Annotated in this window: 24 protein-coding genes and 1 riboswitch; of the genes, 7 read left to right on the forward strand and 17 right to left on the reverse strand. The window is 62.1% G+C overall.

The annotated features are described in order from the left end of the window. Nucleotides 1-38: 38 nt before the first annotated feature. The 8 genes from HMPREF2617_RS03630 to HMPREF2617_RS03665 form a co-directional block, all read right to left on the reverse strand. On the reverse strand, nt 39-545 hold the full coding sequence (locus tag HMPREF2617_RS03630) for a GtrA family protein (RefSeq protein WP_070816902.1): 507 nt from the start codon (nt 543-545) through the stop codon (nt 39-41). 85 nt (nt 546-630) lie between these two features. Next, entirely contained in the window at nt 631-1740 is a 1110-nt protein-coding gene (dapC, locus tag HMPREF2617_RS03635) for a succinyldiaminopimelate transaminase (protein WP_070840001.1), read from the reverse strand. Nucleotides 1741-1743: 3 nt separating this feature from the next. Then, complete coding sequence (gene fdxA / locus HMPREF2617_RS03640; protein WP_070421608.1) at nt 1744-2067, reverse strand: ferredoxin; 324 nt, start codon at nt 2065-2067, stop codon at nt 1744-1746. Between the two features lie 13 nt (nt 2068-2080). Continuing rightward, entirely contained in the window at nt 2081-2404 is a 324-nt protein-coding gene (locus HMPREF2617_RS03645; RefSeq protein WP_070840004.1) for a hypothetical protein, read from the reverse strand. Further along, entirely contained in the window at nt 2401-3276 is an 876-nt protein-coding gene (gene mshB, locus HMPREF2617_RS03650; RefSeq protein ID WP_070840007.1) for an N-acetyl-1-D-myo-inositol-2-amino-2-deoxy-alpha-D-glucopyranoside deacetylase, read from the reverse strand. Before mshB ends, HMPREF2617_RS03645 begins: the two co-directional genes overlap by 4 nt. Beyond that, nucleotides 3273-4895 carry an ABC transporter family substrate-binding protein gene (locus HMPREF2617_RS03655; RefSeq protein ID WP_070840010.1) on the reverse strand — a complete coding sequence of 541 codons (1623 nt, stop codon included), beginning with the start codon at nt 4893-4895 and terminating at the stop codon, nt 3273-3275. The genes mshB and HMPREF2617_RS03655 overlap by 4 nt, the downstream gene beginning before the upstream one ends. A gap of 10 nt (nt 4896-4905) precedes the next feature. After that, nucleotides 4906-6822 carry a translational GTPase TypA gene (gene typA, locus HMPREF2617_RS03660; RefSeq protein ID WP_070484497.1) on the reverse strand — a complete coding sequence of 639 codons (1917 nt, stop codon included), beginning with the start codon at nt 6820-6822 and terminating at the stop codon, nt 4906-4908. 74 nt (nt 6823-6896) lie between these two features. Beyond that, on the reverse strand, nt 6897-7223 hold the full coding sequence (locus tag HMPREF2617_RS03665) for a hypothetical protein (protein ID WP_070452725.1): 327 nt from the start codon (nt 7221-7223) through the stop codon (nt 6897-6899). A 277-nt stretch (nt 7224-7500) separates the two neighbouring features. Here HMPREF2617_RS03665 and HMPREF2617_RS03670 point away from each other — a divergent pair, with 277 nt between their 5' ends. From HMPREF2617_RS03670 to HMPREF2617_RS03695, 6 genes are all read left to right on the forward strand, one after another. Continuing rightward, nucleotides 7501-8118: an Rv1157c family protein gene (locus tag HMPREF2617_RS03670; protein ID WP_246815464.1), complete on the forward strand. Its 618-nt coding sequence runs from the start codon at nt 7501-7503 to the stop codon at nt 8116-8118. 3 nt (nt 8119-8121) lie between these two features. After that, nucleotides 8122-8658 carry a ribonuclease FAU-1 family protein gene (locus tag HMPREF2617_RS03675; RefSeq protein WP_070614087.1) on the forward strand — a complete coding sequence of 179 codons (537 nt, stop codon included), beginning with the start codon at nt 8122-8124 and terminating at the stop codon, nt 8656-8658. A gap of 388 nt (nt 8659-9046) precedes the next feature. Further along, nucleotides 9047-10750 carry an ABC transporter family substrate-binding protein gene (locus HMPREF2617_RS03680; RefSeq protein WP_070840013.1) on the forward strand — a complete coding sequence of 568 codons (1704 nt, stop codon included), beginning with the start codon at nt 9047-9049 and terminating at the stop codon, nt 10748-10750. Nucleotides 10751-10878: 128 nt separating this feature from the next. Next, the gene (locus HMPREF2617_RS03685; protein ID WP_070421616.1) at nt 10879-11862 is read left to right on the forward strand and encodes an ABC transporter permease; all 984 of its coding nucleotides are present in this window, start codon (nt 10879-10881) and stop codon (nt 11860-11862) included. 103 nt (nt 11863-11965) lie between these two features. Continuing rightward, a complete protein-coding gene (locus tag HMPREF2617_RS03690) occupies nt 11966-12955 on the forward strand; it encodes an ABC transporter permease (RefSeq protein WP_101733235.1) in 990 nt (329 codons plus the stop codon). Further along, the gene (locus HMPREF2617_RS03695; RefSeq protein ID WP_070840015.1) at nt 12952-14877 is read left to right on the forward strand and encodes an ABC transporter ATP-binding protein; all 1926 of its coding nucleotides are present in this window, start codon (nt 12952-12954) and stop codon (nt 14875-14877) included. Before HMPREF2617_RS03690 ends, HMPREF2617_RS03695 begins: the two co-directional genes overlap by 4 nt. Here HMPREF2617_RS03695 and HMPREF2617_RS03700 read toward each other — a convergent pair. The 9 genes from HMPREF2617_RS03700 to HMPREF2617_RS03740 all read right to left on the reverse strand — a co-directional run bounded on the left by HMPREF2617_RS03700 (nt 14867) and on the right by HMPREF2617_RS03740 (nt 25329). Further along, a complete protein-coding gene (locus HMPREF2617_RS03700) occupies nt 14867-15331 on the reverse strand; it encodes a nucleoside/nucleotide kinase family protein (protein WP_070568601.1) in 465 nt (154 codons plus the stop codon). The genes HMPREF2617_RS03695 and HMPREF2617_RS03700 overlap by 11 nt on opposite strands. Next, on the reverse strand, nt 15328-16089 hold the full coding sequence (locus HMPREF2617_RS03705) for an energy-coupling factor transporter transmembrane component T family protein (protein WP_070840018.1): 762 nt from the start codon (nt 16087-16089) through the stop codon (nt 15328-15330). Before HMPREF2617_RS03705 ends, HMPREF2617_RS03700 begins: the two co-directional genes overlap by 4 nt. Before the next feature lie 2 nt (nt 16090-16091). Then, entirely contained in the window at nt 16092-17420 is a 1329-nt protein-coding gene (locus HMPREF2617_RS03710; protein ID WP_070840021.1) for an ABC transporter ATP-binding protein, read from the reverse strand. Beyond that, entirely contained in the window at nt 17421-18023 is a 603-nt protein-coding gene (locus tag HMPREF2617_RS03715) for an ECF transporter S component (RefSeq protein ID WP_070421621.1), read from the reverse strand. Continuing rightward, nucleotides 18015-18118, reverse strand: a riboswitch (TPP riboswitch). Its footprint overlaps the gene before it by 9 nt. A gap of 92 nt (nt 18119-18210) precedes the next feature. Then, nucleotides 18211-19896, reverse strand: coding sequence for an ABC transporter ATP-binding protein (locus tag HMPREF2617_RS03720; protein ID WP_070840024.1), 1686 nt, complete (start codon nt 19894-19896; stop codon nt 18211-18213). After that, nucleotides 19893-20843, reverse strand: a complete 951-nt coding sequence (locus HMPREF2617_RS03725; RefSeq protein ID WP_070840102.1) for an ABC transporter permease — start codon at nt 20841-20843, stop codon at nt 19893-19895. The genes HMPREF2617_RS03720 and HMPREF2617_RS03725 overlap by 4 nt, the downstream gene beginning before the upstream one ends. A gap of 37 nt (nt 20844-20880) precedes the next feature. Continuing rightward, complete coding sequence (locus HMPREF2617_RS03730; RefSeq protein ID WP_070421623.1) at nt 20881-21807, reverse strand: ABC transporter permease; 927 nt, start codon at nt 21805-21807, stop codon at nt 20881-20883. Nucleotides 21808-21926: 119 nt separating this feature from the next. Next, nucleotides 21927-23504, reverse strand: a complete 1578-nt coding sequence (locus HMPREF2617_RS03735; RefSeq protein ID WP_070421624.1) for a peptide ABC transporter substrate-binding protein — start codon at nt 23502-23504, stop codon at nt 21927-21929. A 223-nt stretch (nt 23505-23727) separates the two neighbouring features. Further along, nucleotides 23728-25329 carry a peptide ABC transporter substrate-binding protein gene (locus HMPREF2617_RS03740; protein WP_070829501.1) on the reverse strand — a complete coding sequence of 534 codons (1602 nt, stop codon included), beginning with the start codon at nt 25327-25329 and terminating at the stop codon, nt 23728-23730. A 216-nt stretch (nt 25330-25545) separates the two neighbouring features. Between HMPREF2617_RS03740 and HMPREF2617_RS03745 the strand changes: the two genes are divergently transcribed. Continuing rightward, nucleotides 25546-26505, forward strand: coding sequence for a DUF808 domain-containing protein (locus tag HMPREF2617_RS03745; protein WP_070568617.1), 960 nt, complete (start codon nt 25546-25548; stop codon nt 26503-26505). Nucleotide 26506 lies beyond the last annotated feature (1 nt).

Raw genomic sequence — 26506 nt, forward strand, 5'->3', positions numbered from 1 at the left:
TGTGGATAACTCCAACACCAAATTCCACAAACCACTGGTTAGACGGTTTTTGGCGTTTTCGGTTTTCCGAAGGTCCAGACCTTATTGATCACAAAGTTCACCGGCATCGCGATCAGTGTGGAGATGGCTTGGGCCCAGTAGGATTTGGTGCGCAGGCCGGTGGAGTCGTCGAAAAGTGAATCGGAGAGTCCGATGGGGGTCGTCGGGTTCATGAGCAACGTCATGCATGTCAGCGACACCGCGAACGCGAGCGCGCCGGTGGCCAAGAAGGGGAAGAACCCGCGCAGCCAGGAGCGCGCGTGCACCCCACGGAAGGTCCAGGCGCGGTTGAGTTGGTAGTTCCACGTGTTGGCCAGGAGGAACGCCAGGGTGGACATGAGGTGGTACCAGCGGATGTTCCAACGGGTGGAGCCGAGTTGCATGAACACGTCGTTGGCGTGCAGATCAAAGCCGTTCTCTAAGGCTTTGTTGGCCAAGTAGAACACGACGAAGTTCACGAGCACGCCGGAGCCGCCGACGATGCCGAAGCGCAAAAATTGGCGCAGCCCGGCCACGAGGCGTACGACAGTGCTGCCGCTTTCGGGCGCGACGGCGTGTTGGTCGCCGGTGGCCGGCGACGGATGAGTGGGGTTAGTCAACGGTGTTTCCTAGGCGGGCGACTGCCGCTTCGATGCGCTCGTCGGGTGCGGTGAGCGAGATGCGCACGTGTTGGGCGCCGGCGGGGCCGTAGAAGTCGCCGGGGGCGCCGAGGATGCCGTGGTCGGCGAACCAGTTGAGGAGTTCGCGGGAATCCTTGCCGTCTTGGTGGACCCAGAGGTAGAGGCCTGCGTCGGAGTCGTCGATAGTAAGGCCTGCGTTTTTAAGGCCCTTCATCAACACAGCGCGGCGCGTGGCGTAGGTGGAGCGCTGCATTTGTTCGTGCAGGTCGTCGCCGAGGGCGGCCACCATGGCGGCTTGGATTGGGCCGGGCACGATGAGGCCGGAGTGCTTGCGGATAAGCAGAAGTTCTTGCACTAGGGCTTCGTCGCCGGAGATCGTGCCGGCGCGATACGACGCCAGGTTGGACGTCTTGGACAGCGAATGCAGGGCGAGCAGGCCAGTGTTGTCGCCGTCGGTGACGGACGGGTGCAGGATGGATACCGGTTCGGCGGACCAGCCGAGGTAGAGGTAGCACTCGTCGGAGGCGATGATTGCGCCGGTTTCGCGGGAGAATTCCACCCAGGCGCGCATCTGCTCGACGTCAAGGACTGCGCCAGTTGGGTTCGACGGCGAGTTGATGAAGACGAAGGCGGCGTCGCGGGGTGCGGCGGCGGGGTCGTCGCAACGAATAACTTCGCAGCCTGCCATCAGCGCGCCGACCTCGTAGGTGGGGTACGCGATCTCGGGGATCACAACTTTCTCGCCGCGCAGGCCCAACAATGTGGGCAGCCACGCGACGGCTTCTTTGAGCCCGATCACGGGCAGCACGGAGCGTTCGGTCAACCCTGCGATGCCGAAGCGGCGGGCGTGGGAGGCCACGATCGTTTCGCGCAATTCCGGCGTACCCGCGGTTTGCGGGTAGCCGGGCGTTGCGGCAGCTTCGGACAGCGCGAGTTGGATGGATGGGGCGACTGGGTCGACGGGGCCGCCGACGGAGAGGTCGATGAGCCCGCCGTCATGGGATGCGGCGCGCTTGCGCACGTCGGCGATGGTGTCCCATGGGAAGTCGGGCAGTTGTGATCCGAGTGGGGTGCGTGCCACGGTTTAGTCCTGGTTCTGCGGCGGCAGTGCTGCGACGAAGGGGTGGTCGAAGTCCTGCGGGCCGGTCTTGGCGGCGCCGCCTGGCGAGCCGAGTTCGTCGAAGAAGCCGACGTTGGCGTCGTAGTATTCGCTCCACTCGTCGGGGGTGTCGTCTTCGTAGAAGATGGCTTCGACGGGGCAGGCAGGTTCGCAGGCGCCACAGTCGACGCATTCGTCGGGGTGGATGTAGAGCATGCGCTTGCCCTCGTAGATGCAGTCAACGGGGCATTCTTCGACGCAGCCGCGGTCCATGACGTCGACGCACGGTTGAGCAATCACGTAAGTCATGGGAAACAGTATGTCACTTCGCCCTGATGAGTGGCCAAACGCCTCCGGCGATTCCGGTGAGAAGGAGTGCGAGGGTCCACCCGGTTGGAGGGAGGATGACCATGGAGGCGAACAGTGCTGCTGCCCAGACGGCGAGTGGAACAATCATGCTTCTCGACGACCACAGCCTCGCCGTCTTCGTCAACACCGCATTGAACACGGCGGCGATGATCACCCAGAACCAGTTCAGGTACGCCACTTCCAGGATGAGCGAGCCGAGCGCGCCGACGCTCAGCCAGGTGATGCCGGCGATGGCTTCACCGCGTGAAAAATTGTCGCGGATGACGGGGTGGCTCATTTGGGGATTCCGGATAGGACGTGGGTGGCGTCGTCGTGAAGTGGCGTGCCTGCGCCGAGTTGGAAGTGTTCGACGCGTTGGATGGGCTGGGTGATGAGGTTGGACAGGGCGTAGTAGACGACGGGACCTTGGGCGATGGCGGCGTGGGGGTTGACGTCGGTGGTGCGGCCGTCGGCGATCCAGAGTTGGGTGGCGTGGGCGCGCATGGCGGTGATTTTGGCGCTGTAGGCGTGGTCATCGAGGGTGACCGCAATGTCGGAGGTGGCGACTCCGTCGAGTTCGCCGGGTTGGGCAAGGCGCCAGCCGTCGGGGGCGGTCTCGGGCGTAAGCGCTGCGGTTTCTTCGGCGAGGCGCACGGCCCACAGGATGCGCGGGATAGCGACGCGTTCGGCGGCGGTGTGGGTGATTTCGTGGGCGCGGATGTGGTCCGGGTGGCCGTAGCCGCCGTCGGGGCCGTAGGTGATGACAAGGTGGGGGCGCTCGGCGTCGAAGATCGCGGCGAGTTCGGCTACTGCGGCGTCGCCGGAGTTGACAAAGGCGCGCGGGTTGCGGCTTGCGGGCGAGCCGGCCATGCCGGAGTCGCGGAAGCGGCCAGCTCCGCCGAGGAAGGTGCCGCGCGCGCCGATGGCGGCCAACGACTCGCGTAGTTCGCCGATGCGGAATCCGCCTAGCTGGTCGGCTTCGTCGACGACGAGGTGCTGGTACGGCTCGCCGATAACTTCGCCTTCTTCGCCGAGTGTGCAGGTGACGACGAGGACGTCGGCGCCACGTCGGCTCAGATCGGCGATGACGCCTGCGGTGGTGATGGCTTCGTCGTCAGGGTGGGCGTGGACGGCCACTACTCGGTAGCCGGTGAGGTCGCGCGTTGTCATGGTTTCTCCTTCGGTGTCGGGCCTACTGTATCGGCCAGTTGCCAGCGGGCGGCGTCGCTGATACCCCCGGGCCAGGTGGAGACGCCTGGGATGGCGACGCCACCGGAGGATGCTGCGATGCGTGTTTCGTTGAGGATGGGCACCCACACGGCGTCGCGCTCTTCGGCTTCGGCCACGGCTGCTCGGGCCTCGGTCGCACTCATGGTCCCGTCCAGGATTCGCCCGGCGAGCGCTTCGTTGCCTACGGAGCACAGGCCGGAGAGGTTGCCAGCACGCGAAGTTTTGGACGGACACGCCATGCGGCTGGCAAGCGTGGTCATGGACGTGGAGTTGCGCTGCCACACCACTGCCAGGTCAACTTCCGACGATGGCAGGCTGCGCCCGGCGAGCGTCGTCGCGTCGGTAGAGGTGAGTTTTGCGGGAATGCCGGCGCCGTTGAGGATGTCGACAAGCGTGCGCGCCGCTGCGGCCGCCGCCGGGTCCATCGCATCCGCCCCGACGCGGATGGGAACGGTGCGCGCTCGTAGCGCTGCGGTGTCCTTCTCCCCCGGCGTGAACGCATGCTCTGCTACGGCCAGGTTGGTGCTGCGGCCGGCGGCGATGTGGGCGAGCAGGGGGACGTCGATAAGCGATCGCACTTGCTCGCGCATTGCTTGGTCGAGCCCGCTTGTCGCGGAGATGACGACGCCAAGCACGCGTGACGACGACCCCTCGCGCACCTCCACCCCCGGCACCCGGCGAAAGACCTCTTCCGTGGTTTCCTGCGGCGTGACGTCGGCGAACGCGAGCTGGCCGGAGCGCAACTGGTCGGCGGTTTGTATTGTATCGCGCGCGGCGGTCAGCGTCAAAATGTCCACGCTTGCTGGCTCAGTACCCCAAAACCTGTCGTTTCTATTCAGCACTACCGTGCCGCGGGCCCGGCCGACATCTGCCATGAGGAAACGCCCGGCAGACGCAGGGACCATGTTGCGCAGTGCGAACGGGAAATCGCTGGCGTCAGCGGCGAACAGGTGCGACGGCAGCAGGTAGGCAAAGAGCTCCTCGCGGTTGGCCACGGGGCGCTCAAAGTCCACATCGACGACCTTGCCGCCTTGACCAGAAATGCGGATCGCCTGAATTGCCCGGTAGGCCGCAGGGTTGACGGTGCCGGCGGTGGTCACCATCCCGCGCCACAGGTAGGCAAAGTCGGATCCGGTAATCGGGGTGCCGTCAGACCACTGCGCCTCCGGTGCGATGACGTAGCGCACGGTTTGGGCCGCGGGCGAGGTCGGCAGCGTTGAAACCCCCACCAGCAGGTCCCTGTTCGGGCTCGTGCCCACATATGCGCTAGGCAGGGTGAGGTCTGCGATGGCACGCACCGTCGAGGAATCGTCCGCAATGAGGTGCGGGTTGAAGCCTCCTCGTACAGGGTCAACACCCACTTGCACCTGAGTGCGGTCGCTGCGGCGCGGGTTGTCGTCGGAAGGTGTCGTCGATACGCCAGATGTTTCGCTTTGGGCGGACTCCGGCTCAACGAGCGGCGGCGGGCCCGGGTTCGCCGAGCACGACGCGACGAGGCAAAGCGCGGAAAGCGCCGCCGCAGCACGGGTGGCTGGGCGGCGCGATCGAGGAGGCTGCATGAAGAACAGGCTAGCTGTTCTTCTGCTTCGCACGGGAGCGGGCACGGCCACGCTCGGTAGCGTTCAGGATGAGCTTGCGCACACGCATCGCCTCAGGGGCGACCTCGACGCACTCGTCCTCGTCACAGAACTCGATGGCCTCATCCAGGGAGAGGGTGCGGGCCTTCTGCAGCGTGACAGTCGCGTCCGCGGTGGCGGAGCGCATATTGGTCAGCTTCTTTTCCTTGGTGATGTTGACGTCCATGTCCTCGTCACGCGAGTTCGCACCAACGACCATGCCTTCGTAGGTCTCGGCACCCGGCTCGACGAAGAAATCGCCGCGGTCTGCAAGCTGCTGCAGGGCGTACGCGGTGACCTGGCCGGAACGGTCGGCGACGAGCGAACCGGTCGGGCGGCCCTTGATCTCGCCGGCCCACGGACGGTGCTCGATCGAGTAGGAGTTGGCAATACCGGCACCACGGGTCTCAGTGAGGAAGGTCGTACGGAAACCGATCAGGCCACGCGACGGGACGTCGAACTCCATGCGGACCCAATCGCCGGAACCCGCGTTGGACATTGCGGTCATCTGACCCTTGCGGTTTGCCATGAGCTGGGTGACAGCACCCTGGTGCTCCGACGGGACGTCGATGATCATGTGGTCGTACGGCTCGTAGGTCTTGCCGTCGATCTCCTTGGTCACAACCTGCGGCTTGCCAACGGTGAGCTCGAAGCCTTCGCGACGCATCGTCTCAATCAGCACGGTCAGCGCCATCTCGCCACGGCCCTGAACCTCCCACGCGTCCGGACGCTCGGTCGGCAGCACCTTGATGGAGACGTTACCGATGAGCTCCTGATCCAGGCGAGCCTTGACCATGCGGGCGGTGAGCTTGTCGCCACCGTTACGGCCAGCCATCGGCGAGGTGTTCACGCCGATGGTCATGGAAATTGCCGGATCGTCGATGGCGATGCGCGGCAGCGGCTCGACGTGCTCCGGATCGCACAGCGTGTCACCGATCATGATGTTTTCCACACCGGAGACAGCGGCAATGTCACCTGCGACAACGTCGCCTTCAGCCGGAACACGGTCGAGACCTTCGGTGACGAGCAGCTCAGCGATCTTGACGTTCTTAACCTGCTGGTTGCCGTCCTCGTCGTAGTGGACCCATGCGACCTGCTGGCCCTTCTTTACCGAGCCCTTGAACACACGGATCAAGCCGATGCGGCCCAGGAAGGAGGAGGAGTCCAGGTTGGTCACCTGTGCCTGGAACGGAGCGTCGATCTCAGCGGACGGCTCCGGCAGGACGTCGTAAATGACGTCGAACAGCGGCTGTAGGTCCTCGTTGTCCGGCAGGTTGCCGTTGCCCGGGTTCTCCAGGGACGCGCGGCCTGCACGGCCTGAGGTGTACAGCACCGGCAGCTCGAGGAGGTTCTCAGCAGCCTCTGCAGCCTCCGGGTCCTCCAGGCCAGCGCCAAGTTCGAGCAGGAGGTCCTGTGCTTCCTCAACGACTTCGTCGATACGTGCGTCCGGACGGTCAGTCTTGTTCACACAGATGATGACCGGCTTCTTCGCTTCGAGGGCCTTGCCCAGGACGAATCGGGTTTGCGGAAGCGGGCCTTCGGAAGCATCGATCAGCAGCACGACACCATCAACCATGGACAGGCCGCGCTCGACCTCGCCACCGAAGTCGGCGTGGCCCGGGGTATCGATAACGTTGATGACCAGGTCCGCACCGTCCTTGCCTTTACCGGCGCGACGGATGGCGGTGTTCTTGGCCAAAATGGTGATGCCACGCTCGGACTCGAGCTCGCCGGAGTCCATCACGCGGTCGCCGTGCTCGCCGTGGTCGCCGAAGACGCCGGACTGCTCCAGCATGGCGTTGACCAGGGTGGTTTTGCCGTGGTCAACGTGGGCGACGATGGCTACGTTGCGAAATTCAGGGTGCGACACTCAACAGATCCTTTTACATTGTCGGAAATAACGGTTACACGATACTCCCCAGCTAAGTTGAGCGCACCTCTCCGCTACCCCTCCAACGTGGCGCGGAGCTCTGCAAACGCGTCATTAAAAAACTGTTCGGCCGTTCCAGTAGTAATGACAGCACCTTCAGTCCCTCGCGCGGAGAGCTCGACGGTGGTGGTGCCATCGCCGTTATCTGCGGCATCGATAGCCAGCGGCGCCTGGTAGTCCTTATTCAAATACACACCGATAAGACGGAACTTCAGTGCACTGCCGACGTTGACAGCCAGTTCGCTGGCGGTTTTGTCCTTGACGTTGAACTTGTCCAGTCCGGACAGCCGCTGCTCAATCTCTTGCAGTGACAGGTTGGTGGTGAACGTCTGGGTATCCATTGCGATCAGTCCTTTCAGTGTTGGGGACAACGGATCTCACGTTCTCACAGGCCTTAAATGTGCCCGTGCTCACAATCGTAATCAGGTGTAACTGTGGGCACGACTGGAGTTTCCCGGCAATTTTCCTTGCAAAATCAACGGTTTCCACTTGACGCTGTTACTTATGTGACTAATGTTGCTTGAGTTAATGTCCGTGGCCCCTATGTAATAAAGGACAGCCGTGCGCACTCCCCGATCTTTTGCACGCTCCGCCGTCGCGGCGGTTTGCGCTGCCGGCATGCTGATTGCCGGCGTCGTCGATACGCAAATGGCTCATGCCAAATCATCGAACCCGCTCGATAGCCTTGGCCGCCCCACCCCCGAGACCGTCGCCCGAGTCCACGCGTTCGCGGACCAACCACAGGTGCCGGAACAGGTCGGCAACGCGCTTCGCACCGCCGTGAACTTCTTCGCTGGTACCGGCGAGCTCGGCGGCCCTCCACTGCCAGAGGACGCCCCCGCCTTCACGCAGTTCGCCTGGCCGACGGTCTCCGGGCACTGCATGGGCAAGGGGCTGCACTCGACCGCGTCCGCAATTGCGGTACCGGGACCGACCAAAACACCAGCGCCAGGCGCAGGCGCGGGACAGACCACGTTTGTATTCACCGCACTGGGCACCCCGGCCGCCGCCAAGGACCAGGGGCTCATGAAGGTGTACTGGGTTAACCTCAACACTTTTCGCACCGGCGTAACACCTTTAGATAACAACGGGATAAACCCAACAGGACCGTCCACCCTGTCCGCCACCGCAAACACAGGCAAGGGCCGCGTCCTCGCAGTCGTCGACGGTGCAGTACGCACCACCGACAAGACCTGCGCATTTGCCCCGACCGCCGCTTCGATCAACGTGAGGTAACCGATGACCGTCGACCTACACCCGGTAAAGCAAGAGACCTTTGACACGTCCGCGAACATCAACACGGACCCAAAGGGATTCCTGCGCGAGGTAGACACGTACCAGGTCACCGACTTTGGCCTCTACATGGCACGCGGGGCGAATCACCCCGAGTTCGGCTACCTAGAAAGCTGGCTGCTGCCGGAACTCGGCCTGCGGGTAAACATCTTCCACTACCGCGAGGGCGCAGAGCGCGATCAGGACTTCTACTTCGACATCGCCGACATTGACGTTGATGGCGATATCTGGCGCACACGCGACCTGTACGTCGACATTGTGTCGCTGACAGGCAACCCGATCGACGTGCTTGATATCGACGAACTCGCAGCCGCGACGTCTGCAGGCTTGATCACTGCCGAGGAGGCAGAGAAGGCCATGGACGTCACCCTCAACGCCGTTGAGGGCATTACTCGGCACGGCGACGATGCCATGGAGTGGCTGCGCGCCCTGGGTATTGAACTGACGTGGGCGGACGAAGTCGAGTTAACTCCTGTGGCATAACACCCCAATTCCCGTACTGCACCCCACCTGCACCCCGCAGGTGGGGTCGTTTTATGCGAATAACATTCACGATCCGTGAAGAAGCTGAGAAAGCGTTGCGATGGCTACAGATGCCTATCAGCGTGCAGAAACACCCATTCCTGTCATAGCCCTGTGAGGCAGCGTGCATTTCGCCGTAAATTACTTTTCACAAACACTGTGAACTGCCTAACACTTCATGTAAGTTTTTGTGCAACCTGATTACGTCGTGTTCACCTGAGCTTCAAGTTTTGGTGGGCCCAATCGTGGTGCAGGGGTCGTCGAAATACCCATTTCGTCGTACCGCCCAAACACGGGCAACCGTCGCAAAGTTCTCTGCGTACGGACGATCACTGAAAGGACCCAGACCATGAGCAAACGCCTCCGTGTCGCCGCTCTCGCCGGACTCTCCTCCCTGTCCCTCGTCCTCGCCTCCTGCTCCTCGGATGGCGGAACCGAAGAGACCACCGCAAACCAGGCCGGACAGGACTCCGCGAACTCCAAGGAAGCTGACAACTCGGGCGAGCAGCTCGAAGTCAACGCTGCCGGTGACTACAACCCGCTCGAGCGCGACCAGATCCAGGATGGCGGCGAGCTCACTCTCGCGATTACCGAAATTACTGAGCAGCAGAACGTGTTCCACGCGAACATGACGTCCTACACGGACACCATCTGGAGCAAGTACAACCCGCAGCTCACGCTTTTCGACGGCGACGGCACCTATCACCCGAACCCGGCTTATCTGACCGACGTGAAGGATGAGACCGTCGACGGCAAGACCGTGGTCACCTACACCATCAACCCGGACGCCGTGTACAACGACGGCACCCCGCTTGACTGGACCGCCTTCGAGAACACCTTCAAGTTCAACAACGGCTCCAACCCGGATGTCCAGGTCAACTCCACCGACGGCTACGAGCTCATCGAGTCCGTCGAGCGCGGCGAGGACGACAAGCAGGCCGTTGTCACCTTCAAGCAGGCATACCCGTGGTGGGAGGGCCTCTTCGGCACCCTCGTGCCGCCGCAGGTCAAGGACGCGGACACGTTCATGAACGCTTACCTGAAGAAGGTCAACCCGGAGTGGGGCGCTGGCCCGTTCAAGGTTGAGAACGTTGACTTCGAAGGCGGCACCGCCTCCTTCGTCCCGAACGAGAACTGGTGGGGCGAGAAGCCGAAGCTGGACAAGATCACCTACCGCCAGATGGAAGACCAGGCATCCCTGAACGCCTTCCGCGCAGGCGAGATCGACGCAACCGGCGTTTCTTCCCGTGACCGTCTGGCAACGGCGAAGGAGATGGGCGACTCCATCGAGATCCGCACCGCCCTGAACCCGGCGAACTACCTGATGACGATCAACTCCACCGCCCCGGGCCTGGACGACATCAAGGTCCGCGAGGCCATCATGCGCGGTGTTGACCGCGAGCAGCTCGCCGCGATCCGCTTCCAGGGCCTCGGCTACACCGAGGATCTGCCAGGTTCGTTCAACCTGTACCAGACCCAGCCGGGCTACGAGGACAACTTCGGCGAGGTCATCCAGTACGACCCGGAGAAGGCCAAGGAGCTGCTCAAGGAAGCAGGCTACGACGAGTCCAACCCGCTGTCCGTGCGCTACGTCACCCTGGGTGACTCCCCGATGATCCAGGCGACCACCACTGCCCTGCAGGCAATGCTGCGCAACATTGGCATCGACGTCCAGGTTGAGGAGCGTCCGAGCTCCGACTTCTCCAAGGTCGTCTCCGAGCGCGACTTCGACCTGTTCATGTCCGGCTTCCGCTCCTCCGACCCGTTCGGTGTGGCGTACTTCGGCCAGATCTACAAGTCCGATTCCGAGCTGAACAAGTCCGGCACCGGCACCCCGGAGATGGACCAGAAGATCGAAGAGCTGCAGCAGCTCCCGGATGCTGACGAGCAGATCAAGCGCGCAAACGAGCTTGAGAAGGAAGCCCTGGCTCAGTACGGCATCATGCCGTACGCCAACGGCCCGGCCATCGTCGCCGTGAAGAAGGGCCTGGCAAACTTCGGTGCTAACTCCTTCGCGATCCTCCCGATCGAGAACGTGGGCTGGGCGAAGTAACCGTAACGGTTCGACGCACGTGAAATCCACGAACTGAGTGCGAGCCCGCCCAGCATTCCCACGCTGGGCGGGCTTCCAATCTTTCTCAATAACTCCCCCGTCCGCCCACCACGGAACTGAGAGACACTATGTTTCGATACCTGATCCGGAAGACGCTGAGCTGGGGCTTGATTGTTTTTCTTGCCACCAACCTCACGTTTTTTCTCGCCAGCTTTTTCCTCGATCCCCGCGCCAACTACTTTGGCCGCCGACCACCTCTGCCAGAAGAGCAGATCGATGCACTGCTCGATCCGTTGAACTTGAACCCAAACACACCAATCTTCGAGCGTTGGTGGACGTGGCTTACTGGCGTCCTGACTCGTTGGGACTGGGGTAAATCCCCGATCGGCGACTCCGTCAATGAACAAGTCTCCTACCGCATCTGGGTCTCCGCGCAGCTGACCCTGTTTGCCACCCTGCTGTCGATCCTCCTCGGTGTCGCCCTCGGTGTGTACACTGCGTCGCGCCAGTACAAGCGCGCCGACCGCATGTGGCAGGGCATCTCGATCATCACGATGAACATTCACGTGGTCGTCGCCTCGATCGCCGTGGTGTGGTTCGGTCTGAAGGTCAACGAGTGGACCGGCAAGCGCGTCTTCTACGTCACCGGTGCTTCCAACCCTGGCGTTGAAGGGTTCTTCCCGAAGATGGTCGACTACGCCCAACACCTCGTGCTCCCCACCTTGTCACTGTTGATCATTTCGTATGCGGGCTATCACTTCATGCAGAGAACACTGCTGTTGGATAACTTGAACGCCGATTACGTCCGCACCGCCCGCGCGAAGGGCCTAACCAAGGCGCAAGCAGTGCGCAAACACGCGCTGCGAACCTCGCTGATTCCGGTTGCTACCTCGGTGGCGTTCTCGGTGCCCGGCATCTTCACCGGTGCCGTGATGACGGAGCGCATCTTCGCGTGGCAAGGCATGGGCCAGTACTTCATCCAAACGATTGCGCGTAACGACGTCCACGGTGTCGTCGTTGTGGCCGCATTCGGTGCCGCAATGACCGCAGTGTCCGCTATCTTGGCCGACCTCATCGTTGTTGCCCTCGACCCGCGCGTGCGCGTGAGCTAAGGAGATCACAGCCATGACAAACAAGCCACCACGCGGTACATCCCGCAAGCTCAGTGACCCCCGCGCCCACGCCACCTCGAGCGAGCTGGCGCTGCACGCCGCAATGCCGGTCAACGACATGACCGCCATCTCTGAGACCGGCCGCCAGGCCGACGGCGTTATGAGTAAAGACAAGAACACGCCGCCAATCCTGCCGAAGCAGGGCGATAGCATCGAAGATCAGCAGACGATGCGCGCAACGCGTAAGTCGAAGATTTACCTGCGCCGCTTCATGCGTAACAAGGCCGCGGTTGTCGGCCTGGTGATTTTCTTCCTGATGGTACTGCTCGCGCTCTTTGGCAAGTTCATGACGCCGTGGAGCTACGACGACCCGGACTTCATGAACCTGTCCGTCGCGCCCTCCGCTGAACACTGGTTTGGCACTACTGACTCCGGCAACGACCTGTTTGCACAGGTGGTGCACGGCCTCGGTCGCTCGCTGTCGATCGCTGTGCCGGCATCGATTGCCACGACGGTGATCTCCGCGATTGTCGGTGCAGGTGCTGCCCTGTTTGGCGGAAGCTTGGAGAAGATTGTGCTGGCAGTGATCCACTTCCTGCTGGCTGTGCCGACGTTCCTCATCATCGCCCTGCTGGTATCCGGCTCGGGCGGCGACTGGAAGGTGCTCACCGTCGTGCTCATCGCGTTTGGCTGGATGTACTCAGCACGTGTGATTTGGTCCTTGTCGTTGTCCATCCGCGAAAACGACTATGTGCGTGCCGCCAAGTTCATGGGCGTGTCCAACTCCAAGACGATCGTGCGCCACATCATCCCGAACGTCGCGTCGCTGCTGATTATCCAGCTGATGTTGGGCATCGTGTCCACGATCATGTCGGAGACTGCCCTGTCGTTCTTGGGCCTCGGTGTGAAGCTGCCGGACGTGTCCCTGGGTACGTTGTTGCAGTCTGGTACCGCAACCCTGGTGACCGCTCCGTGGCAGTTCTACTTCCCTGCCCTCGTCCTGACCTTGCTCACCGTGTCCATGGCGTTCATCGCCGATGGTCTGCGTGACGCACTCGACCCGAACTCGAACTCTGGAGGTTCTGCAGCATGACAACCAGCATCAACAACTCGGGTTCCCCGGTGCTTTCGGTACGCGACCTCAACGTGTCGTTCCCGTCGGAAGCCGGTGTGGTCCGCGCGGTGCGAGGCGTGGATTTCGATCTCCTCCCAGGCCGTACCCTCGGCATCGTGGGCGAATCAGGTTCCGGCAAGTCCGTCACCTCTCTCGCTGTCATGGGCCTGTTGCCGGATTACGCCAAGGTCACCGGTTCTGTGATGTTTGAGGGCGAGGAGCTCCTGGGCAAGTCGGATGCCGCCATGTCGAAGATTCGTGGCAACGGCATCGGCATGATCTTCCAGGATCCGCTGTCCGCTCTGACTCCGGTGTACGACATCGGCACGCAGTTGGTGGAAGCCATCCAGGCGCACACGAACATCTCTAAGTCGAAGGCGATGGACCGTGCTGCAGAGTTGCTCGATCTGGTGGGTATCCCCGAGCCGAAGAAGCGGCTGCGTTCCTTCCCGCACGAGTTCTCGGGCGGCATGCGTCAGCGTGTGGTGATCGCAATTGCGATTGCGAACAACCCGAAGGTGCTTATTGCCGACGAGCCCACCACCGCCCTCGACGTGACCATCCAGGCACAGATTCTGGAAGTGATCAAGACGGCGCAGCGTGAGACCGGCGCTGCCTGCATCATGATTACCCACGACATGGGCGTGGTCGCAGGCACCGCCGATGACGTGCTGGTGATGTACGGCGGCCGCCCCGTGGAACGCGCCGAGGTCCACCAGCTCTTCGGCAACCCGAAGATGCCGTACTCGGTGGGCCTGCTGGGTTCCACTCCACGTGTGGATCAGCCATCGAACGAGCCGCTAACGTTTATCGACGGCAACCCGCCGATGCTCATCGACGTCGCCGACCGCTGCCAGTTCGCACCACGCTGCCCCATCGCCACCGAGGCCTGCCTGACGCAGGAGCCGCCGCTGGTGCCGAACAAGGGCGACGAGAACCACATGGTTGCGTGCGTGCGCCACGATGAGATTGAAAACGGCACTCTCGACGGTAAGCCGCTGTTCCCCGCCCCTGTGCTGCCGGAGAACAAGTTCGCCGGCATCCCGCGCGAGGAGCGCGAAGTCACCCTCGAGGTAGAGAACCTTTACCGTGCGTTCCCACTGACCAAGGGCGCGCTGGTGAAGCGCCGCATCGGCACCGTGGAGGCTGTGAAGAACATCTCCTTCGATGTTCGCGCCGGTGAGTGCATGGCCATTGTGGGTGAGTCCGGTTCCGGTAAGACCACGACCCTGCTGGAGATCATGGGCCTGGATCCACAGGGTGATTCCCGCATCGTGATCTGTGGCAAGGACGCGGCGAAGATGAGTGCGTCGGATCGTCGTCAGGCACGCCGCAATATTCAGATGGTGTTCCAGGATCCGATGAGCTCGCTGAACCCGCGTATGACGGTCAAGGAGATCATCCAAGAGCCGTTGGATGCGTTGGGCTACGAGGGCGACAAGGATGCCCGTATCTCCGAGCTCATGCGCACGGTGGGTCTGGATGAGAAGCAGTTGGACCGCTTCCCTGGCCACTTCTCTGGTGGTCAGCGTCAGCGCATCGGCTTGGCTCGTGCGTTGGCGACGAACCCTGCGGTGATCGTGCTCGACGAGCCGGTATCGGCCCTCGACGTGTCCATCCAGGCCGGCGTGATTAACCTGCTGGATTCGCTCAAGCGCAAGCTTGGCCTGTCCTACCTGTTCGTCGCACACGATCTGTCGGTGGTGCGCCACCTGTCGGATCGTGTGGCCGTGATGTACAAGGGCGACTTTGTGGAGTTCGGCGAGACCGACGACGTCTTCGACAACCCGCAGCACCCGTACACGAAGGCGCTGCTGTCGGCGATTCCGATCCCTGATCCGGATGCGGAGCGCTCCCGCGTGCGTACGGTGTACAAGCCGGCGGAGGAGGCTATCTCCTAACCGTCACATCGACGGGCAGCGTCGGAAGTCGTGCTTCCTGCGCTGCCCACATCCCCCACCAGGGGGCGTAGCCCGGGTCCCTGCGCAGGGCCCGGGTTTTTCGCATCTTTAGGTCGGCGGTCACGCGGATGGTGTTGACGGTTCCACGCGCCCGGGCGGCGCGTATCGACGACTCCGTGACCGCCCCAACACCTTCCACCACAAGATCCTCTGCGGGGTCGAGCGGCACCCACTCGGCGCGCTCGTGGTTGATCCAGTCCCAGCGCCAAAACCCTGGCCTGGCAGGGTGCAGCACATCGCGGGCGACCATCGCGGCACCTTCTTCGAGGCCGTACCAACCGGGGTAAAAATCGTCGAGGTGCACCACCCGGATACCGAGCGCGTCGCCGATCTGGTTGGCCAGGGTGGTCTTGCCGGAGCCGGAAGGGCCATCGATGAGCAGGGTGTATGTCATCGCACTGACCACACTGGGCGCAGGTCGCCTGTGAGCCACGCGATGCCAAGTGCGACAAGTGCCACCCCAAGGCACACAACCATGACGCCCCAGTCGCGGCTGCGCAGTTTGGATTCTCGGGCCCAGGAACGCTTCGTCGGTCCGCCAAAACCGCGCGCCTCCATTGCGGTGGCGAGTTTTCCGGCACGGCGCAGCGACATCACCAACAGCCCGAATGACAAGGTGAACCAGTATTTGATCTTGCCTTGGTCTGCGATACCGCGGGCGCGACGCGATCGGCGCATGGCGTCGAGGTCGTCGCGAAGCAGTGTGAGCATGCGAAGGGCCGCGACAGTACCGATGACAAAGCGTTCGGGGAGGCGAAGGACTTGGGAGAGGCCGTCGCCAAGGTCAGTCGGGTCGACATCGGCGGACAACAGCACCACCGGCAGCGCGATGGCAAGCACGCGCAACACCATCGCACCGGCTAAGGAAACGGACAGTTCCGTGACGTGAATCAAACCCCAGTTGAGGTAAGTCTCCCCGCCCGCCTGTCCGTAGAGCGCCATCGGGATACCGGCCAGGGGCGCGACGATGAGGATCGGCAATGCGCGTTTGAAAAAGCGTCCGTAGCGAAGCCCGCATAGCGGCACCATGAGCAGCGTGAACGCGAGCACCACGGTGGCGGAGACCCAGTCCACGGTGAACATCAGCGGCGTGGTCAGCAGCGCCAAGCCGAGAATGCGGGTGACGGGGTTGATGTTTGCCAGCAGGTTCATGGCTACCTCTCCCCTGCCGTGATGTGCTCGGTGTGGTCGCCGAGCGATGCGATAAACGCCTCGTCATGGGTGATCGAGATGACCGTGACGCCCTTGTGCGTGAGTTCGCGGATCAGGCCGACGAGTTCGACGAAAGTGCGGTCATCCTGGCCGAAGGTCGGCTCGTCCAAAATAAGCAATTTCGGAGCGTTGACCAGCGCGGTTGCCACCGAAAGTCGGCGTTTCTCCCCGCCAGAGAGTGTGAACGGGTTGGCGTCGACGAGGTGGGTCAGGCGCAGGCGTCGCAAGAGATCGTCGATACGTTCCTGCGGCGCACCAGACAGCGCCATTTCCTCGCGCACGGTGGCAGTGACAAATTGGTGTTCCGGTTCCTGGAAGACGTACCCGATGCGTTGCGCCAGATCTGCCGATGCCCACTCGATTGACGGCTTCGTCAACCCCTGCCGAATGGTGTCGGAATACTCCACCCGCCCTTGCTTCGGCGGTGTTAGCCCGGCAAGTACCTGCACGAGCGTAGTTTTTCCCGAGCCGTTTTCACCGGTGACCACAGTGGAGAACCCCTCAGGCGCGCGCACCGTGCGCGGCGGGCCGAAGCGGGTGAGCAAGTTCTGCGTCGCAACCGCAGCCGGCGTGCCAGCGGGAACCTGCTTCGCCGGCGGCAACGAAGGCACCTGCGGTAGCTCTTCTTCGGTAATGCGGCGAAAACCGTCCGCATCCAAGCGGTAGTAGGTGTCCACCACGTGCGACCAGTGCTTGGGGCGGTGCTCCACCACAATCAGGGTCGCGCCGGTGCGTGTGCAGACGCGGTCGACAGCGTTGATGACCTCGTCGCGGCCACGCGGGTCGAGGTTCGCCGTCGGCTCGTCGAGCACCAAAATATCGGCTCCCATGGCCAACACCCCGGCCAGTGCAAGGCGTTGCTTCTGTCCACCGGACAGGCGTGATGTGGGGTGATCGAGCGGCAGGTCCAGGCCCACGGCCTCCAGGGAGGCCTCCACGCGGCGCCAGATCTCGTCGCGCGGCACGCCAAGATTTTCGGCGCCGAACGCGACATCGTCGCCCACGCGCGACAGGATTGTTTGCGCCTCCGGGTCCTGCAGCACCATGCCTACCGTGCCGTTGACCTCGAGGATGCCGGTTTTACTGCCGTCCTCGGAGTCGTCGATAAGTTTCGCGATGACCGCGAGCAACGTGGACTTGCCGGAACCAGAGTCGCCGGAGATGAGGATGCGCTCGACGCGCTCGACGTCGAGATCAACGCCAGTAAACGCAGGTTGGGGACGCGTGGCGTGCTGGTACGTCAACCCTCGAGCACGAATCGCCAGCGTCATTTACGCAGCCTGGTTGAAACGCTCACGGCCTGCGCCGAAGCGGTCCAGCGCACCGGTCTTCGCGAGTGCCTTGACCAGGTAGTGGCACAGCACGCCGCCAAGGATCGCGCCGGAGATGACCATGCAGGTCAGGTAGATGATGTTGAACTGCAGGCTCATCGCCAGGTTCGCCGACAGGAACAGCTCGAGGATGAACGCGCCGACAGCGGAGCCGATACCGGCCAAGATTGCCACCGTCAGATCGAAGCGACGGTACGCGAACAGCAGGAAGATCAGCCCTGCGCCAAGACCCTGTGCAAGGCCCGAGTAGAGCGTCTCAATGCCCCACTGGCTGCCGATCAGCGCTGAAACCGACGCCGCGATGACCTCGACGAACACGGCTGCGCCAGGCTTGCGGATGATCAGCCCGCCAAGCACACCGCCGGTAAACCAGATACCGGTGACCAGGCCACCAAGGCCAGGCGTCAACGTATCCAGCGCCTTAAACCCTGCGTAGCCAACGCTGTTCCACACCCAAAACAGCAGACCACACGCCACACCGAGGACGGCGGCGGTGACAATATCGATTACACGCCAAGAATTGTTTTTAACAGGCACAGTCATGTGCTTTCCTTCCTATCGCCGGCATTACCCGGATCAGGTTCAACGGTCCGCCCGAAGGCATCTCAGCTGCGAATGCAGCACCCGTGTGTGTTCAGTTCTCGGAGGCGATGCTACAACACGCCCCAGACATGCTTATCGACGACGTCCCGCATCGGTGCGGTGGCGTCGTCGATAAGCAATTATGCTCCTAGCCGCGCCCCAACTCGATGTGGAGACCCGGCACGGAATCGATCAGGTTGCGGGTGTAATCCGCCTGCGGGTCGGCGAAGATCGCATCCGCCGGCCCCTGCTCCACAACCTTGCCCTGGCGCATCACCACAATGTCGTCTGCGGTCTCGCGGACCACAGCCAAGTCGTGGGTGATGAACAGGTAGGACAGGTTCATCTCATCCTGCAGGCCCTTGAGCAACTGCAGAATCTGATCCTGCACAAGCACGTCGAGGGCCGAGACCGCCTCGTCGAGGACGATGACCTCTGGGCCCAACGCCATCGCACGTGCAATCGCGATGCGCTGACGCTGACCGCCAGAGAGCTCGTTCGGGTAGCGACGCATCGCGGACCTCGGCATCTGCACCATGTCCAGCAGCTCCGCCACGCGAGCGTCGCGCTCCTTACGCGAGCCCACCTTGTGCAGGCGCAACGGCTCCTCGATGCAGCGGTAGATCGAGTACATCGGGTCGAGCGAACCGTACGGGTTCTGGAACACCACCTGCATCTTGCGACGCAGTTTGAACAGTTCCTTGCGGTTTAACTCCGAGATGTCGCGGCCCTCGAAGTACACGGTGCCGCTGGTCGGCTCAAGCAGGCTTAGCGCCATGTTGGCCACAGTGGACTTGCCGGAGCCAGACTCACCCACCAGCGCAAGCGTGGTGCCGCGGCGAAGATCGAAGGACACCTCGTCGACCGCGCGCAGTGTCTTCTTCGCACCCTTTTGGCCACGGACGTCGAACTCCTTGACCAGGTTATCCACCCGGATGACCACGTCCTCCGGCTTGGTCTCGGCCACCGTGACGTCTTCATCCTTCAGCGCAGCGTGCGTACGCGCGGCTGCCAGCGACGGAGCCGCGTTAACCAGCCTGCGGGTGTACGGATGCTTCGGGTTGCGCAAAATATCCAGGCTCGGGCCGCGCTCAACCACACGGCCGCGGTGCATAACCAGCAGGTGGTCAGCGCGCTCTGCTGCAAGCCCCAGGTCGTGAGTGATGAACAGCAGCGCGGTCTGGGATTCCTGGGTGAGCATCTCAAGGTGGTCCAGGATGCGCTTCTGCACGGTCACATCGAGGGCAGACGTGGGCTCGTCGGCAATGAGCAGCTCCGGGTTCGCAGCCAAGCCCATCGCGATGAGCGCGCGCTGGCGCATGCCACCGGAAAACTCGTGCGGGAACTGACCCGCACGACGCTCCGCGTCCGGCAGGCCTGCATGCTCAAGCAACTCGATGACGCGCTGGTGGCGCTCGGAGCCTTCGACGATGTTGTTCGCCTTCAGCGACTCCTCCACCTGGGTACCGATACGCCACACCGGGTTCAGGTTAGACATCGGATCCTGCGGCACCAGACCAATCCTGTTGCCGCGAATCTTCTGCCAGCCCTTCTCATCGAGCTTGGTCAGTTCCTCGCCGCGCAGCTTGATCGAGCCGCCAGTGACCTTGCCGGTGCCAGGCAGCAGGCCGAGCACCGCCATGGCGGAGGTGGATTTGCCCGAACCGGACTCGCCCACGATCGCGACCTTCTGGCCCGGGTAGATCGTCATATCGAAGTCACGCACAGCCTCAACCACACCCGTGGAGGACTCGAACGTGATGCGGAGGTCGGTCACCTCAAGCAGCGGCTCGGGCGCGCCAGTGTTGTTGTCTTTACCGATTGCGGTGGTCATCGCTTCCTCGCCTTCGGATCAAGGGCGTCGCGCACAACGTCGCCCATCATGATGAAGCTCAGCACCGTCAGTGCGAGCGCAATTGCCGGGTAGAACAGCACCATCGGCTGGGTGCGTAGCGACGCCTGCGCAGCCGAAATATCGCCACCCCACGACACCACCGTGGACGGCAGACCGATGCCCAGGAAGGACAGGGTCGCTTCGGCCACGATGAACTGGCCGAGCGCAACCGTGGCGTACACGATCACGGGCGCCGCGGCGTTCGGCAGGATGTGGGAGGTGATGATCTTCCAGTCGCTCGCCCCCACCGCGCGGGCGGCGGTGACGAACTCGTCGTTCTTAATCCCCATCACTGCACCGCGGGTGATGCGGGCGATCTGAGTCCAGCCGAACATGGACAGCGCGAATACCACCATCCAGATCGAGCGCTTGTTCTGGAACATGGACATGACGACGATCGCGGCCAGCACGAGCGGCACCGCGAAGAAGATGTCAGTCAGACGCGACAGCAGTGTGTCCCAGATGCCGCCGAAGTAACCGGCGATCGCACCGATGAGGCCACCAAGCACGGTCACGATCAGTGTGGTCAGCACGCCGACCGTAACCGATGCGCGAGCACCGTACATCATGCGCGAGTAAATATCGCAGCCTTGACGGTCAAAGCCGAAGATGTGCCCGTCCGTCGGCCCGTTCAGCGAGCGCGACAGCATGCACTCGCGCGGATCGACGCTGGTGAACAGACCAGGGAACACAGCGACGGTGACGGCAAGCAGGATCAATACTGCAGAGAACCAGAACAGCGGCCTGCGACGCAGGTAGTTCCAAGCTTCAGCCCACTGGCTGGTGGGTGTACCGGCATCCGGCACAGCATCAACTGCGCCGAGGCCAGTCTCATCGGTCTTTGCGACGTAGTATTCCTGACCGCGCAGCACCCCAGCATTGGCCATCGTGCGATCAGCCGACATTTCAGGTTGTGGAATGGAATTAGTCATAGCGGATCCTTGGGTCGAGTACTGCGTAAAGCAGGTCAACGATGAGGTTGGCAACGATGTAGATAATCACCAGCACAGTGGTGATCGACACGACGGTCGCGGGCTCGCCCTTAATGATCGACTGGTAGATCGTGCCACCGATACCGTTAATGCCGAAGATGCCTTCGGTCACAATCGCGCCACCCATCAGCGCACCAAGGTCAGCGCCAAGGAAAGTCACGACCGGGATCATGGAATTGCGAAGCACGTGGCGAGTCATCACGGTACCGTCGCTCAGACCCTTAGCTCGCGCGGTACGGACGTAGTCTGCGCGAAGGTTTTCGCTCACGGACTGACGCGTCAGCCTGATCACGTACGCGCACGACAGCGCACCAAGCACGATCGCAGGCATGAGCAACGCTTCAAATGACTCATTGCGCCCCACCGTTGCAGGCAACAGTCCCCACTTCACGCCGAAGAGGTACTGCATGACAAAGCCGATCACGAACGACGGGACGGCGATGACGATCAGCGATGCGACGAGAATCGTGGAGTCGAAGACACCGCCGCGGCGCACACCGGCGATCACGCCGAAGATGATGCCGAACACAGCCTCAAACGCCAGCGCCATCAAACCGAGCTTGATGGTCACCGGGAACGCGTTAGCCATCACCGACGCGACGGGCTGGCCGGAGAAGGTCTTGCCAAAATCGCCCATGAAAATGCCCTTGATGTAGAGCAGGTATTGGACGATAAATGGTTTATCAAGGTTGTATTCCGCTTCGATGCGGGCGCGGGCGGCCTCGGACAGGCCGCGGTCTCCGCCAAGCGCCTGTACGGGGTCGCCCGGCATGAGGAACACGAGGGCGTAAAGCAACAGTGTGGCCCCGAAGAAGACGGGGATCATTTGGAGCAGTCGCCGCCCGATATAACGCAGCATGGTTCCGGGCTCTCCTTTTCCATGTGAGTCGGGACGAAAACCAGTATTGAGTGTGAAACGAGTAATGACCCGCCGCAAAATGCGAACGGGCCACTTTGCGTGGTTGCTTAGGTTACCACTTAGTTTTTGGTGATCTGATGCAGCACCGGAAGTGAGCGCCAGGAGAACGCGACGTTCTCTACGTTTTCGGAGTAGCCACCTGCAACGTTGGAGTACCACAGTGGGATCGCTGGGAGATCCTCAAACAGAACCTTCTGCACCTCGTTGTACTTTTCAGCGGCAGCCTCCGGAGAAGCTGCGGTTGCTGCTTCTTCCAGCAGTGCGTCGACTGCCGGGTTGGAGTAACGCGCATAGTTCGAGGAAGCACCCGTGCCGTACAGCGGGATCAGGAAGTTACCCAGCGACGGGTAGTCAGCGCTCCAGCCGGTACGGAATGCGCCCTTGACAGCGTCGTTGTCCATATCGTCGAGCATGGACTTGAAGTCCGGGTAGGCGTTGCCCACTGCCTCGATGCCGATGGCGTTGCGGATGGAGTTCGCAACAGCATCGACCCATGCCTGGTGGCCACCATCGGAGTTGTAGGAGATCTCCAGGTCACCGGTGTACGGGTTGATCTTGTCGGCTTCCTCCCACAGGCGCTTTGCCTCCTCCGGGTCGTACTTGAGCACGTCGACGCCCTCAAGGTTGTCGGAGTGGCCCGGGATCACCGGTGCGGCAAAGTCGGTCGCCGGGGTGCGGGTGCCGTCGAAGATGGTCTTGGTGATCTGGTCGCGGTCGATCGCCTTAGAGATTGCCTGGCGACGAAGCTTGCCTTCCTCGCCGCCGAAGTGCTCTTCGTTCTCGTTGATGGTGATCGACTGGAATGCAGCGGCTGGCTGGTTCACAGCGCGCTCGCCAAGCTCGTCTTCGAAGTTGGCCAGTGCAGAATCCGGCACAGCATCGAGCACGTCGAGATTTCCGGAGAGCAGGTCGGCATAGGCCGCGTCCTGCTGGGCGTAGAAGATGAAGTTCACGCCGTCGTTCTGCGCCTTGCGATCACCCTGGTACTCCTCGTTCGGCACCACGATGGCGTCCTGGTTGTGGTTCCACTCCAGCAGCTTGTAAGGGCCGTTCGAGATCGGGTTTTCGCCGTACGCTTCCATGTCGTCGAACGCAGACGGGTGAAGCGGCGAGAATGCCGTGTAGCCGAGGCGCTGCGGGAAGTCAGCCTCCGGCTGCTCGAGCTCGATGGTGAAGGTCTTGTCGTCGATAACCTCCAGGCCCTCGAGCGGCTTTCCGTCCTCGTAGCCCTTGATCGGCTCGAAGAAGTACGCGTTCATCTGGGAGTTCTCGACTGCGTAGTTCCACGCGTCGACGAAGTCCTTCGCCGTCACCGGGGTACCATCGGCCCACTTCGTGTCCTTCAGCGTGACACGGTAGGTCTTCTCACCCTCGAGATCGATGGACTCTGCGAGCTCGTTGTGGCTTTCGCCGTCCTTGTCGTAGTAGGTCAAACCTGCGTACAGGACATCGACGATGCGGCCGCCGCCAGTCTCATTCGTATCTGCGGGCAGCAACGGACGCTGCGGCTCGGAACCGTTGGTCAGAACGTAGTTTCCAGCTCCGTCGGCAGAATTGTCGGCGGAGCCACCACATGCGGCAAGGCCGAGCGCCAGTGCGCCGGCGCCGAGGGCGGCAACTGCTTTCTTGATATGCACCTTGACTCCTTGTGTCTTTTCATGTTTTCGCATGTTGTGCTGTCAAACACTCAGCGTGCTCTAAGGAGTCCACCACAATAAACGTAACCTCCCATAATCCGGCCGCCCCGCGCGTGCGGTCCAAGGGACCGAAAAATAGAAACTGCGCCGCCACAACCCAGGGGGGATGTGGACGGCGCGGTCGTTGCCGTTGTCGCGAATCTAATTCGCCAACAGCGGGGTGTTACTTCTTGGTGATCTGGTAGTAGAGCGGCACCTGGTTCCAGCCGAAGACAACGTTGTCAACGTCCTCGGAGTAGCCACCGGTCAGGTTCGAGTACCACAGCGGGATTGCTGGCAGATCCTTCAGCAGGATCTCCTGCGCCGCGTTGAGGTCCTTCACGGCTGCTTCCTGGTCTGCTGCACCGTTGGCCTTCTTCAGCAGGTCGTCGAACTCAGCGTTGGAGTAGTCGCCGTCGTTCGAGCCTGCGCCGGTGCCGTACAACGGGCCAAGGAAGTTGCTCAGCAGCGGGTAGTCTGCCTGCCAGCCGGTACGGAATGCGCCTTCGATGGTGCGGTTGGTCACGTCATCGCGCAGGGACTTGAAGTCCGGGTACGCGTTGCCCACTGCCTCGATGCCGAGGGTGTTGCGGATGGAGTTCGCAACAGCATCGACCCATGCCTGGTGGCCACCGTCAGCGTTGTAGGAGATGGTGAACTCGCCGGTGAACGGTGCGATTGCGTCGGCTTCAGCCCACAGACGCTTCGCCTCCTCCGGGTCGTACTTCAGTACCTCAACACCGTTGAGGCTGTCGGAGTGGCCCGGCAGCACCGGGGAGGTGAAGTCCGTGGCCGGGGTGCGGGTGCCGTCGAAAATCGTTGCCGTGATCTCCTCGCGGTTGATCGCACGCGAGATTGCTTGACGACGAAGCGCACCCTCCTCACCGCTGAAGTGGTCGGCCTTCTCACCGATCGTCATGGACTGGAAGATCGCTGCCGGCTGGTTCACTGCACGGTCGCCGAGCTCGTCTTCGAAGGTGGCGAATGCAGAGTCCGGGATGGCGTCGAGGACGTCCAGGTTGCCGGAGAGCAGGTCGGCGTAGGCGGCGTCCTGCTGCGCGTAGAAGACGTAGTCCAGGCCGTCGTTCTGGGCCTTGCGCGGGCCGTCGTACTCAGCGTTCGGGACAACAACTGCGTTCTGGTTGTGGTTCCACTCGGACAGCGTGTACGGGCCATTGGAGATCGGCTTCTCACCGTACGCCTCGATGTCGTCGTATGCGGACGGGTGCATCGGGAAGAACGCCGTGTAGCCAAGGCGGCTCGGGAAGTCAGACTCCGGCTGGGTCAGCTCGATGGTGAAGGTCTTGTCGTCGACAACTTCGAGGCCCTCGAGCTTCTTACCCTCCTCGAAGCCCTTGATCGGTTCGAGGTGGTACGCGCCGAGCAGCGAGTTTTCTACCGTGTAGTTCCATGCGTCGACGAAGTCCTTGGCGGTCACTGCGGTGCCGTCGGACCACTTCGCGTCCTTCAGGGTGACGCGGTAGCCTGCGTCGCCTTCCGGCTCGATGGACTCGGCGATATCGTTTTGCACTTCGCCGTCGCCGTCGTAATAGACCAGGCCTGCGAAGATCTGGTCGATGATGCGGCCGCCACCGGTCTCGTTGATGTTGCCCGGTACGAGCGGGTTCTGCGGCTCCGAGCCGTTGACAAGAACGTAGTTGTCGCCACCGCCGTTGTTGGTGCCTTCAGCGCCACCGTCTGCAGAATCGTTTGAGTCACCGCAGGCGACCAGACCGAGCGTCAGAGCACCGGCGCCAAGAATCGCCGCTGTCTTCTTCAGTTGCATGTGTTCTCCTTCGACCAAGTATGGAGCCAAGGAATGTCCTGTGGCTCACAATTTGGATGTCCATGTATTTCACCACACTTGACGGTCGCCCGTGCGAAGTTTCACAAATATCTTTTGAAACGCTGTGAGCACCGTGTGTCAGGAGGTACGTGCAATACACTCGAGGCCCGTGGCGTTTGCGTCGCAAAGCAGTTGCACCTGTATGAAAGGACCCTCATGGCCGGTGGCCTCCTCGCACTTCTCGACGATGTCGCACTGATCGCACGACAAGCCGCGGCAAGCGTCGACGATGTCGCCACCTTGACCGCAAAAACATCCACGAAAGCAGCCGGGGTTGTAATCGACGATGCCGCGGTCACCCCGCAATACGTCTCCGGTGTTACTCCGGCGCGTGAGCTTCCGATGATCTGGCGCATCACCAAAGGATCCCTGCGCAACAAGCTGCTGTTTATCCTGCCGGTCGCACTGCTGCTCAACGCGATTGCACCGTGGGCGTTGGTCCCGATCCTCATGCTTGGCGGCGCATACCTGTGCTTTGAGGGCGCGGAGAAGATCGCACACAAACTTTCCTCCGACGCCGAGGAGCAGCAAGAACAAGCGGTCAATAAAACAGAGCAGGACGAGGATTCCCTGGTCAACAGCGCGATCCGCACGGACTTGATCCTTTCCGCGGAGATCATGATCATCGCGTTGGACGAGGTCAAGGACCAGTCAATTTGGATAGAGGCCGCAGTACTGCTCGCGGTTGGCATTTTCATCACGTTTGCCGTCTACGGCGCTGTGGCACTACTGGTGAAGATCGATGACATCGGCCACGGCATGATCAAGCGTGGCAACGCACCGAAAACCGGTCACGCACTGGTGAAAGGCATGCCGTACGTGCTTAGCACCATCGGCGTTATCGGCACTATTGCGATGCTCTGGGTCGGCGGTCACCTCATTGTTCGTGGCCTCGACGAGGTCTTCGGCATTGACTGGCCACACCACATCATCGAAAAGGGTCAGGAACTCGTCGGTGGCGGTGTGCTTGGCTGGTTCGTGGACACCGGCGTCTCGCTCGTCGTTGGCCTGATCGTCGGCTTCATCATCGTCGGCATCGTCACTGCTGTGGGCAAACTGCGCGGTGGTAACGCATCCGAGCGCTCCCAAGAGACTGCCCCGACGGACGCTGCGTAGG

The sequence above is a fragment of the Corynebacterium sp. HMSC070H05 genome (assembly GCF_001837615.1).
GTDB lineage: Bacteria > Actinomycetota > Actinomycetes > Mycobacteriales > Mycobacteriaceae > Corynebacterium > Corynebacterium coyleae.

Coding starts and splice junctions, on each gene's coding strand:
- fdxA (WP_070421608.1), bottom strand. CDS start 2,067: ATGACTTACGTGATTGCTCAACCGTGCGTCGACGTCATGGACCGCGGC.
- HMPREF2617_RS03645 (WP_070840004.1), bottom strand. CDS start 2,404: ATGAGCCACCCCGTCATCCGCGACAATTTTTCACGCGGTGAAGCCATC.
- mshB (WP_070840007.1), bottom strand. CDS start 3,276: ATGACAACGCGCGACCTCACCGGCTACCGAGTAGTGGCCGTCCACGCC.
- HMPREF2617_RS03655 (WP_070840010.1), bottom strand. CDS start 4,895: ATGCAGCCTCCTCGATCGCGCCGCCCAGCCACCCGTGCTGCGGCGGCG.
- HMPREF2617_RS03665 (WP_070452725.1), bottom strand. CDS start 7,223: ATGGATACCCAGACGTTCACCACCAACCTGTCACTGCAAGAGATTGAG.
- HMPREF2617_RS03670 (WP_246815464.1), top strand. CDS start 7,501: ATGCTGATTGCCGGCGTCGTCGATACGCAAATGGCTCATGCCAAATCA.
- HMPREF2617_RS03675 (WP_070614087.1), top strand. CDS start 8,122: ATGACCGTCGACCTACACCCGGTAAAGCAAGAGACCTTTGACACGTCC.
- HMPREF2617_RS03680 (WP_070840013.1), top strand. CDS start 9,047: ATGAGCAAACGCCTCCGTGTCGCCGCTCTCGCCGGACTCTCCTCCCTG.
- HMPREF2617_RS03685 (WP_070421616.1), top strand. CDS start 10,879: ATGTTTCGATACCTGATCCGGAAGACGCTGAGCTGGGGCTTGATTGTT.
- HMPREF2617_RS03690 (WP_101733235.1), top strand. CDS start 11,966: ATGCCGGTCAACGACATGACCGCCATCTCTGAGACCGGCCGCCAGGCC.
- HMPREF2617_RS03695 (WP_070840015.1), top strand. CDS start 12,952: ATGACAACCAGCATCAACAACTCGGGTTCCCCGGTGCTTTCGGTACGC.
- HMPREF2617_RS03700 (WP_070568601.1), bottom strand. CDS start 15,331: ATGACATACACCCTGCTCATCGATGGCCCTTCCGGCTCCGGCAAGACC.
- HMPREF2617_RS03705 (WP_070840018.1), bottom strand. CDS start 16,089: ATGAACCTGCTGGCAAACATCAACCCCGTCACCCGCATTCTCGGCTTG.
- HMPREF2617_RS03710 (WP_070840021.1), bottom strand. CDS start 17,420: ATGACGCTGGCGATTCGTGCTCGAGGGTTGACGTACCAGCACGCCACG.
- HMPREF2617_RS03715 (WP_070421621.1), bottom strand. CDS start 18,023: ATGACTGTGCCTGTTAAAAACAATTCTTGGCGTGTAATCGATATTGTC.
- HMPREF2617_RS03720 (WP_070840024.1), bottom strand. CDS start 19,896: ATGACCACCGCAATCGGTAAAGACAACAACACTGGCGCGCCCGAGCCG.
- HMPREF2617_RS03725 (WP_070840102.1), bottom strand. CDS start 20,843: ATGGCCAATGCTGGGGTGCTGCGCGGTCAGGAATACTACGTCGCAAAG.
- HMPREF2617_RS03730 (WP_070421623.1), bottom strand. CDS start 21,807: ATGCTGCGTTATATCGGGCGGCGACTGCTCCAAATGATCCCCGTCTTC.
- HMPREF2617_RS03740 (WP_070829501.1), bottom strand. CDS start 25,329: ATGCAACTGAAGAAGACAGCGGCGATTCTTGGCGCCGGTGCTCTGACG.
- HMPREF2617_RS03745 (WP_070568617.1), top strand. CDS start 25,546: ATGGCCGGTGGCCTCCTCGCACTTCTCGACGATGTCGCACTGATCGCA.